This window comes from Stenotrophomonas sp. GD03777 (assembly GCF_029842485.1).
GTDB lineage: Bacteria > Pseudomonadota > Gammaproteobacteria > Xanthomonadales > Xanthomonadaceae > Stenotrophomonas > Stenotrophomonas sepilia.
On sequence record NZ_JAOCGL010000037.1, the window covers coordinates 25,497 to 34,523 of the forward strand.

The 9,027-nt window shown below is 68.2% G+C and carries 8 protein-coding genes; 4 read left to right on the forward strand and 4 right to left on the reverse strand.

The features are described 5' to 3' along the window. Positions 1–55 precede the first annotated feature (55 nt). The gene (locus tag N5E02_RS10175) at positions 56–1,201 is read right to left on the reverse strand and encodes a MexH family multidrug efflux RND transporter periplasmic adaptor subunit (RefSeq protein ID WP_005416220.1); all 1,146 of its coding nucleotides are present in this window, start codon (positions 1,199–1,201) and stop codon (positions 56–58) included. A 205-nt stretch (positions 1,202–1,406) separates the two neighbouring features. Here N5E02_RS10175 and N5E02_RS10180 point away from each other — a divergent pair, with 205 nt between their 5' ends. Both N5E02_RS10180 and N5E02_RS10185 read left to right on the forward strand, forming a co-directional pair. Then, complete coding sequence (locus tag N5E02_RS10180) at positions 1,407–1,790, forward strand: c-type cytochrome (RefSeq protein ID WP_061477913.1); 384 nt, start codon at positions 1,407–1,409, stop codon at positions 1,788–1,790. Between the two features lie 9 nt (positions 1,791–1,799). Next, positions 1,800–2,261, forward strand: coding sequence for a cytochrome c (locus tag N5E02_RS10185; RefSeq protein ID WP_005416218.1), 462 nt, complete (start codon positions 1,800–1,802; stop codon positions 2,259–2,261). Between the two features lie 161 nt (positions 2,262–2,422). Here N5E02_RS10185 and N5E02_RS10190 read toward each other — a convergent pair whose 3' ends face one another. Beyond that, positions 2,423–4,297, reverse strand: a complete 1,875-nt coding sequence (locus N5E02_RS10190) for an ATP-binding cassette domain-containing protein (protein WP_095377734.1) — start codon at positions 4,295–4,297, stop codon at positions 2,423–2,425. A gap of 410 nt (positions 4,298–4,707) precedes the next feature. Then, positions 4,708–5,583, reverse strand: a complete 876-nt coding sequence (locus N5E02_RS10195; protein ID WP_164093415.1) for a LysR substrate-binding domain-containing protein — start codon at positions 5,581–5,583, stop codon at positions 4,708–4,710. 102 nt (positions 5,584–5,685) lie between these two features. On the opposite strand from N5E02_RS10195, the gene N5E02_RS10200 reads away from it, so the two are divergent. Then, positions 5,686–6,765, forward strand: a complete 1,080-nt coding sequence (locus N5E02_RS10200; RefSeq protein ID WP_053501305.1) for a YeiH family protein — start codon at positions 5,686–5,688, stop codon at positions 6,763–6,765. A 102-nt stretch (positions 6,766–6,867) separates the two neighbouring features. Continuing rightward, positions 6,868–8,244, forward strand: coding sequence for an ATP-dependent RNA helicase DbpA (dbpA, locus tag N5E02_RS10205; protein WP_279946228.1), 1,377 nt, complete (start codon positions 6,868–6,870; stop codon positions 8,242–8,244). A 92-nt stretch (positions 8,245–8,336) separates the two neighbouring features. On the opposite strand, the gene N5E02_RS10210 is transcribed toward dbpA, so the two are convergent. Further along, positions 8,337–8,873: an adenine phosphoribosyltransferase gene (locus N5E02_RS10210; protein WP_065185177.1), complete on the reverse strand. Its 537-nt coding sequence runs from the start codon at positions 8,871–8,873 to the stop codon at positions 8,337–8,339. Positions 8,874–9,027: the final 154 nt, after the last annotated feature.

A 9,027-nucleotide genomic window follows, 5' to 3' on the forward strand; every position in this document is an offset into this window, starting at 1 on the left:
CCGGCGGCGGCGCCGTCGCTCGCCGGCGAGGCACCGTGGTCGTGGCCCGGGGCAGTCATTGCTTGCTCCCGGCCTTGTCTGCGGGCTTGGCGGCCGCCGCGACCGCCTTCGCCTTCGGATCGGCGATCACCTGCACCGTGGTGCCGTCGCGCAGGGCGACCTTGCCGGCGGTGACCACCTGATCACCGGCCGCCAGGCCATCACGGATCTCCACCCACGGCCCCTCGGCGTAACCCAGCTTGACCGGAATGCGTGCGACCTTGCCTTCGCGCACGCGGAACACCGCAGGTTCACCGTCATCGAGCAACGCCAGGCGCGGCACCACCAGCGCATCGGCACGCTGGTCGTAATCGATGCGGATGCGGCCGAACATGCCGGGCTGCAGCGCGTGGGCGGCGCCATCGAAGGCACTGACCACGCGAAACGTGCCGCTGCCCGAGTCCACCACCGGCGCGATGCGGTCAACGGTGCCGGTGAAGCTCTGGCCCGGCAGTGCGTCGGCCGCCAGCGTCACCGGCTGGCCGGCACGCAGGGTGGCCAGCTCACGTTCGGGTACGTTGAGCGTGGCCTCCAGCCGCGAGTTGTCAACGATGCGGAAGATCGGTGTATTGATCTGCACGAAGTTGCCGGTCTTGATCGAGCGTGAGGCGATCACACCCGAGATCGGTGCCACGACCGTGGTGTAGGACAGCTCCAGCGTGGCCAGGCGGTACTGCGCACGGACGTTCTCCAGGTCGTAGCGCAGCTGGTCGACATCGGCAGCGCTGACCATCTGCTGGCCGACCAGCTTCTGTGCGCGCTGGTAGTTGTTTTCCAGCTTTCGCATCTGCGCTTCGCTCTGCGCCACGGCCAGGCGTGCACGATCCGGGTCCAGCCGCACCAGCGGCTGGCCGGCGGTGACCCGCTGCCCTTCCTCGACCAGCACCGCCAGGGCTACGCCGGAGGTCTTGGCGACCACCTGCGACTCGGCGCGTGGCTCCAGTGCAGCGGTACCGGTGTAGCTGGCCGCGACGGCACGATGGCTGGCCACCGCCACTTCGACCGGGACGGCGTCGACCTTCTTCTCCTCCTTGGTCTCGGCAGCCTTGGCTTCGGAATTGGGCCCTGCGGCGCAACCGCCCAGCAGCAGGGAGGTGGAGATCAGCAGTGCGGCAGCGCAGATTCCGCTGCGACGGCCGGACAGGAAAGTTGGGTGCGACATCGTCAGGTCCCTGGAGGATGCGTGGACAGGTGTGGTAGCAAAGTAATGCACCACTTCACGGCAACACCATATCCCAAAGGTCATGGTGTCTTCACGCCGCTGGTCGGCCCGCCCCCATTTCAGCTAGATGAAACCTGAGGCTATACTCGGGTCGTTCCGTACCCCACGCCGGAACGACCAGACCCGAATCCCCGGAAACGACACCATGCGCCCGCAGCCGCTCGCCGCTTGTCTCGCTCTGGCCGTCCTCCTGCCCCTTGGGGCCGCCGCACAGCCCGCTCCCGCTCCTGCCACACCCGCCCCGGCGCCTGCCGCCGCGCCGGCGCCTGCCACGCCCACCGGCAACTTCGACAATGGCCGTGTCCTGGCCTACACCTGCCAGGGGTGCCACGGCATCACCGGCTACAAGAACGCCTACCCCAGCTACCGGGTGCCGAAGATCGGCGGCCAGACCCAGCAGTACCTGGCCCAGGCCCTGACCGAGTACCGCCAGGGCAAGCGCCGGCATCCGACGATGCAGGCGCAGTCGATGAGTTTCAGCGAACAGGAGATCGCCGATCTCTCTGTTTACCTGTCCACCGTCAAGTAAGGCCCGCCCATGTCGAAAGCCGCGCATCCGATGCGTCACGCCATCGCCCTGTCCGTTGCCCTGCTGCTGGCGGCCTGTTCGCAGTCGCAGGTGGAAAACAGCGAGAAATCCGCCGCCGACCCGGGCCATGCCAGCGGCGAACACGGCTCTTCGTCCTCCGCCGGCCTGCCGGCAGGCCGCGAGGCCGCCGGTGAAGCCCGCGCCAAGGTGAAGGGCAAGGCCACCAACCAGAGTTGCATCGACTGCCATGGGGCCGATGGCAATGCGCCGATCGATCCGACCTATCCGAAGCTGGGTGGGCAGTACGGCGACTATCTGGCGCATGCGCTGCAGGCCTACCGCGCCGGCGACCGCCAGCATGCGCTGATGACGCCGCAGGCGAAGGACCTGAGCGATCAGGACATCGCCGATCTGGCCGCGTATTTCGGCAGCCGGCCGAGCCAGTTGCGGGATCTGCACGGGGTCAAATGACCGACGCCCCCCGGTGGGGGCGGACCCTGGTCCGCACGGACCGTTGATTGGTGGGTGCGGACCGTTGGTCCGCACAGATCCGCATATCCACGCATGGCGTGGATCTACCAGGCATCGGCGTCGGTAGGTGCGGACCGCTGGTCCGCACGAACCCGGCGAACTCAGCCTTCCAGCTCTTCCCAGCGCGCGTACGCGGCATCCAGCTCGGCCTGCACCTTGGCCAGCTGCTGGGTGTGCGCGGTCACTTCCGCACTGCTGCGGGTATAGAACGCCGGGTCGTTCATCGCCGAGGTCAACCCTTCGACGTCGCCTTCCAGCTTCTCGATGGTCTTCGGCAGCTGCTCCAGCTCGCGTGCTTCCTTGTAGGCCAGCTTGCGCTTGGGGGCAGCCGGGGGTGCAGCGGCCGGGGCGGCGGCCGGCGGCTTGGCTGCGGGGACCGAGGCAGGCGCCGCGATGCTGGCCGCATAACGCTGCCAGTCGCTGTAGCCACCGACGTACTCGCCGATCACGCCGTCGCCTTCCATCACCAGCGTGGAGGTCACCACGTTGTCGATGAAGTCACGGTCATGGCTGACCAGCAGCAGGGTGCCGGTGTACTCGCCCAGCAGCTCTTCCAGCAGCTCCAGGGTTTCCACGTCCAGGTCGTTGGTCGGTTCGTCCATCACCAGCAGGTTGGACGGCTGCGCGAACAGCTTGGCCAGCAGCAGGCGGTTGCGCTCGCCACCGGACAGGCGGGTGATCGGCGCACGTGCGCGTTCCGGGGTGAACATGAAGTCCTGCAGGTAGGCATGCACGTGCTTGCGCTTGCCGTTGAACTCGAGGAAATCGCGGCCTTCGGCCACGTTCTCGATCGCGCTCCAGTCTTCGCGCAGCACCGCGCGGTACTGGTCGAAATAGGCGATCTGCAGGTTGGTGCCGGCGTTGACTTCGCCCTTGGCCGGCTGCAGCTCGCCCAGCAGCAACTTCAGCAGCGTCGTCTTGCCGCTGCCGTTGGGGCCGATCAGGCCGATGCGGTCGCCGCGCATGATGGTGGTGGTGAAGTCGCGGACCATGGTGCGCTCACCGAAGGCGAACGAAATATCCTTGACGTCGATGACCTTCTTGCCAGAGCTGATGCCCTGTGCGGCTTCCATCTTGACGTTGCCGCTGAGATCACGGCGCTGCGAACGCTCCACGCGCATCGCCTTCAGGCGGCGCACGCGGCCCTCATCGCGGGTGCGGCGCGCCTTGATGCCTTGGCGGATCCAGACTTCTTCCTGCGCCAGCAGCTTGTCGAAGCGCGCGTTTTCCTGCGCCTGCGCGTTGAGGCGTTCCTCCCGGCGACGCTCGTAGTTGGCCCAGTCGCCCGGCCAGCTGGTGACCTGGCCACGGTCGATCTCGACGATGCGGGTGGCCAGTGCACGCAGGAAGCGGCGGTCATGGGTAACGAACACCACGCTGCCGCTCCAACCCTTCAGGAACGCTTCGAGCCAGTCGATGGCTTCGATATCGAGGTGGTTGGTCGGTTCGTCCAGCAGCAGCACGTCGGGGCTGGACACCAGCGCGCGGGCGAGCAGCACGCGGCGCTTCATGCCGCCGGACAGGCGGCCGAACTCGGCCTCGCCGTCCAGGTCGAGCTTGGTCAGGGTTTCGCTGACGCGCTGATCGAGGCCCCAGCCGTTGGCGGCGTCGATCTTGGCCTGCACGTTGCCCAGTGCTTCGCCATCAAATACTTCGGCGTGGCTCAGGTGATGGAATTCGGCCAGCCACTGGCCCAGTTCACCGAGGCCATCGGCGACGACGTCGAACACCGAGCCGGCGGCGCCATGTGGCACTTCCTGCTCCAGGCGGGTGACGCGCACGCCCTGCTGTACGCGGACTTCCCCGTCATCGGGCTTGTGATCGCCGGACAGCAGCTTGAGCAGGGTGGATTTGCCGGCGCCGTTGCGGCCGATCAGGGCGATGCGTTCGCCCGGCTCGATCGACAGTTCGGCCTTCTCCAGCAACAACGGGCCGCCGACGCTGAAGTCGACGTTCTGCAGAGTAATCAGAGGCATCCGGATATTGTACGGGTTGGGGGCGTCGGCCGGGTTGCACCCGGCACCCGCGGTAGTGCCGGCCGCTGGCCGGCAACCTCAACGGCAACGTCAAAAGCTGGTTTCCTGTGGGATGCCGGGGCGGTGCGGGTCTGCAGGACACGCCGTAAACCCCTCCTTGGGGGCTCGATGGCGCCATCCATGGCGCCAACGGTCCTGCAGACCCACACCGCCCCGCCTCTGACAGTTTCCCGCGATCTGTCGGAACGGCATTCTGCGCGGGTGGGTGTCGACCTTGGTCGACACGGCAGATCCAGGCCACGCGTGGATGAGCGCTGCAAGGCCTGTCGATCTGTCGGGGTCGGATCCCGTTGCTGCGCAACGGGCTCTGACTCCTTCGTGCAATTCGTGCAGTGCAAGACCGATCCCTGCTACTCCACCTCCCCCAGCAACGCCTGCAACCCCGGCAGCCATTGCTTGCCCGGGTGGCGCACCAGCCACAGGGTGCGCTGAAGGGCGGGCAGCGGCGTCTCGAGCACGCGCAGGCGGCCCAGCGCCAGCGGCTCTTCCAGCGCGTGACGCGAAAGGCAGGCCAATCCGAGGCCGGCGATCGCAGCCTGCTTGATCGCTTCGGTATTGCCCAGCTGCAGGGTCTGGGCGAAGCCGCGCAGGTGCGGCAACAGCGCCTGTTCCACTGCCTCGCGGGTGCCGGAGCCGGGTTCGCGCAGCAGCCAGCGGGCGCGGCGCAGTTCGTCCAACGACCAGCGCGGGGGGGCGTCGGCGGCGCCGACGATCACCAGCGGATCCTGCTGCCATGCCGTGACCTGCAAACCGCGCTCATGGCACGGGCCTTCGATCAGGCCGGCGTCGACGTCCAGGCGCTGCACAGCGGCGACTACGCCAGCACTGTTGTCGATGCGCAGGTCGACTTCGGCCTGCGGCGCCTGCCGCAGCAGCTCAGCGATGCGCTGCGGCAGCAGGTAGTTGCCGATGGTGGTACTGGCGGCCAGTACCAACCGCAGCGGTGCCCCTTGCGACGGGTCTCCGCCGGCGGCCAGCTGCCGCTCCAGATCAGCGGCATTGACCAGCAGGGTGCGCGCCGGCTCCAGCAGTGCGCGGCCGTGCCCGTTCAGCGCCAGGCGACGGCCGATGCGGTCGAACAGCGGCGTACCGAAGTGCGCCTCCAGTTCCTGCAGGGCGGCGCTGCTGGCCGACTGCGAGAGCGCGATGGCCTGGCCGGCGGCGGTGGTGCTGCCGTGGTCGGCGATGGCGACGAAGACTTGCAGCTGGCGCAAGGTCAGGCGCATGGCATTTACCCGCTTGATAGGTAGGTTTCACCCATATTATTCGTTTTACAGGTCAGGGACGAAGGCACACGCTTGCCCCGTCACTACAGCCCTACCCCTGCCATGAACGCCCCCGCTCTCTCCTCCTGGTCCCTGCCCGCCCTGCGCCAACGCTGGCAGCCGCGCCTGCCCGGCCTTCTGCTGGTGGGCCTGATCGCGGCGGCATCGCTGTACCTGGCCGAGCTTCCCTGGTTGCAGGCGCATGGCCTGAGTGCACTGACCGTCGCCATCGTGGCCGGCATCGTGGTCGGCAACACCCTGTACCCGCGGCTGGCACCGAGCAGCGCGGCCGGTGTCGGCTTCTCCAAGCACTGGCTGCTGCGCGCCGGCATCGTGCTGTACGGCCTGCGCCTGACCTTCCAGGACATCGGCCATGTCGGCGTCAGCGGCGTGCTGATGGACGTGCTGGTGGTCGCCAGCACCTTCGGCCTGGCCTGCTGGCTGGGCGTACGTGTGTTCAAGATGGAACGCGAGGCGGCAATGCTGATCGGCGCCGGGAGCGCGATCTGCGGTGCGGCAGCGGTGATGGCCGCCGAACCGGTGGTGCGTGGCCGCGCTGCGCAGGTCACTGTCGCGGTTTCTACCGTCGTGGTGTTCGGCACGCTGGCGATGTTCCTGTACCCGGCGCTGTATGCGCTGGTGCAGTCGCACGGCTGGCTGGCGATGGACGCGCGGCAGTACGGCCTGTTCACTGGTGCGACGGTGCACGAAGTGGCGCAGGTGGTGGCCGCCGGCCGCACGGTCAGCGAAGCCGCCGCCGATACTGCGGTGATCACCAAGATGGTGCGGGTGATGCTGCTGGCGCCGTTCCTGGTCGTGTTGTCGTTGTGGCTGGCGCGTGGCGGCAAGGCCGGCGCCGACGGCAGCAAGGCGCGCATCGTAGTGCCGTGGTTCGCGTTCGGTTTCGTGGCAGTGGCCGGTTTCAATTCGCTGCACCTGCTGCCGGCCAGCCTGCAGGCCGGGCTGGTGCAGTTGGATACCGTGCTGCTGGCGATGGCGATGGCCGCGCTGGGCCTGACCACCCATGTCTCGGCGCTGCGCCAGGCCGGCCTGAAGCCACTGCTGCTGGCGCTGATCCTGTTCGCCTGGCTGCTGTTCGGTGGCCTGGCGATCCACCAGGGTGTGTTGGCGGTGCTGGGCTGAGCAGGGCGTGCCGACCAACGGTCGGCACCCACCCGTAGATCCACGCCATGCGTGGATGGCGGCCCAGGACGGGCGCTGCCGCGCAGGCAGGTACAATGCGCCATGACTGACTTCTCGACCCTGCCGCTGAGCCCGGCCCTGCAGCCCGGCCTGGACGCCCTCGGCTACACCACCCTCACCCCCGTGCAGGCGCAGAGCCTGCCGGCCATCCTCGATGGCCACGATGTGATCGCACAGGCGCCGACCGGCAGCGGCAAGACCGCCGCCTTCGGGCTGGGCCTGCTGCAGGCCGTCGACCCCAGCCTGATCCGCGTGCAGGCGCTGGTCCTGTGCCCGACCCGCGAACTCGCCGACCAGGTCGGCAAGCAGATCCGCAAGCTGGCCACCGGCATTCCCAACCTGAAGCTGTTGCTGCTGGTAGGCGGCGTGCCGCTGGGCCCGCAGCTGGCCTCGCTGGAAGGCCACGACCCGCACGTGGTGGTGGGTACGCCCGGTCGCGTGCAGGAGCTGGCACGCAAGCGCGCGCTGAACCTGGGCGCGGTGCGCACGCTGGTGCTGGACGAGGCCGACCGCATGCTCGACATGGGCTTCGAGGAGCCGATCCGCGAGATCGCCGGCCGCACCCACAGGGATCGCCAGAGCCTGCTGTTCTCCGCCACCTTCCCCGACAGCATCCGCGCCATGGCGCGTGACCTGCTGCGCGACGCGGTGGAGGTGACCGTGGAAGGTGCCGACCAGGCACCGGCCATCCGCCACCTGTTCTGCGAGGTGGAACCGGTGCATCGCCAGAAGGCGCTGGCCGGCCTGCTGCTGAAGTACGCGCCGGAATCGGCGGTGGTGTTCTGCAACACCCGCAAGGACGTGGACGAAGTGGCCAACTCGCTGCAGCAGTTCGGCTTCTCCGCACTCGCCCTGCACGGCGACATGGAGCAGCGCGACCGTGAGGAAGTGCTGTTGCGGCTGGCCAACCGCAGCTGCAACGTGCTGGTCGCCAGCGACGTCGCCGCGCGCGGACTGGACGTGGAAGAGCTGGCGGCGGTGATCAACTACGAACTGCCGACCGACGTGGAGAGCTACCAGCATCGCGTGGGCCGTACCGGTCGTGCCGGTGCCAGCGGCCTGGCGATCAGCCTGGTGGCTGGCCGCGAAAAGACCCGCGCCGAAGCCATCGAAGCGCAGCTGGGGCAACCGCTGGACTGGCAGAAGACGCCACTGGCGACCTCGCGCCCGGCCGAGTTGCCGCAGGCGGTGATGCGCACCCTGCGGATTGACGGCGGCAAGACCGACAAGCTGCGCCCGGGCGACATCCTCGGCGCACTGACCGGCGATGCCGGCCTGTCGAGCAAGTTCATCGGCAAGATCGCGATCTTCCCGACCCGCTCCTACGTGGCGATCGCGCGTGAACAGGCCAACAAGGCCGTCGCCAGGCTGGAAGCCGGCAAGATCAAGGGCCGTCGCTTCCGCGTGCGGATGATGTGATTGAAGCCGGGTTGCCAACCACGGTTGGCAACGACCGGCTCCCGGCTCTTCGCTCTGGTAGATGCCAACCTTGGTTGGCATTCACCCTTCGATCAGAACACCAGTTCGGTGTGCAGTGGCAAGCCCGCCTCCCAGCGGGCCCGGCCGCCCAGGCCATCGAGCTCGACCAGCACACCGGCGCCGACCACTTCAACACCCAGGCGGCGCACCAGCGACAACGCAGCGACCAGCGTGCCGCCGGTGGCCAGCACGTCATCGATGATCGCGACGCGGGCACCGGACGGCAACGCGTCGGCGTGCACTTCGATGCAGTCGCTGCGGTACTCCAGCGTGTATTCCTCGCGCAGCACCTGGCCCGGCAGCTTGCCCGGCTTGCGCACCGGCACGAAGCCGACGCCCAGCTCCAGCGCCATCGCGGCGCCGAGGATGAAACCACGCGATTCGATGCCGACCACCGCGTCCAGCTTCTGGTCGCGCCAACGGTCGGCCATCGCGGTGATCGCGCCGCGGAAGTCCTCGCCGTGGGCGAGCAGCGGCATGATGTCCTTGAACAGGATGCCGGGCTTGGGGAAGTCGGCGATGTCGCGCAGGCGGGAGGCCCACTGCGGAGCGACGATGGCGTCGGTCATGTCACATTGGCTATCTGATGGCGGCATAGGGTACCCGTTCCGGGCGCCGGCTGCCTGTTGGGGGTGTTCGGCCGGACTGCGCCCGGCACCTGCGGTAGTGCCGGCCGCTGGCCGGCAACCTCCACGGCAACAGCAACAGCGTGCATTCTGTGGG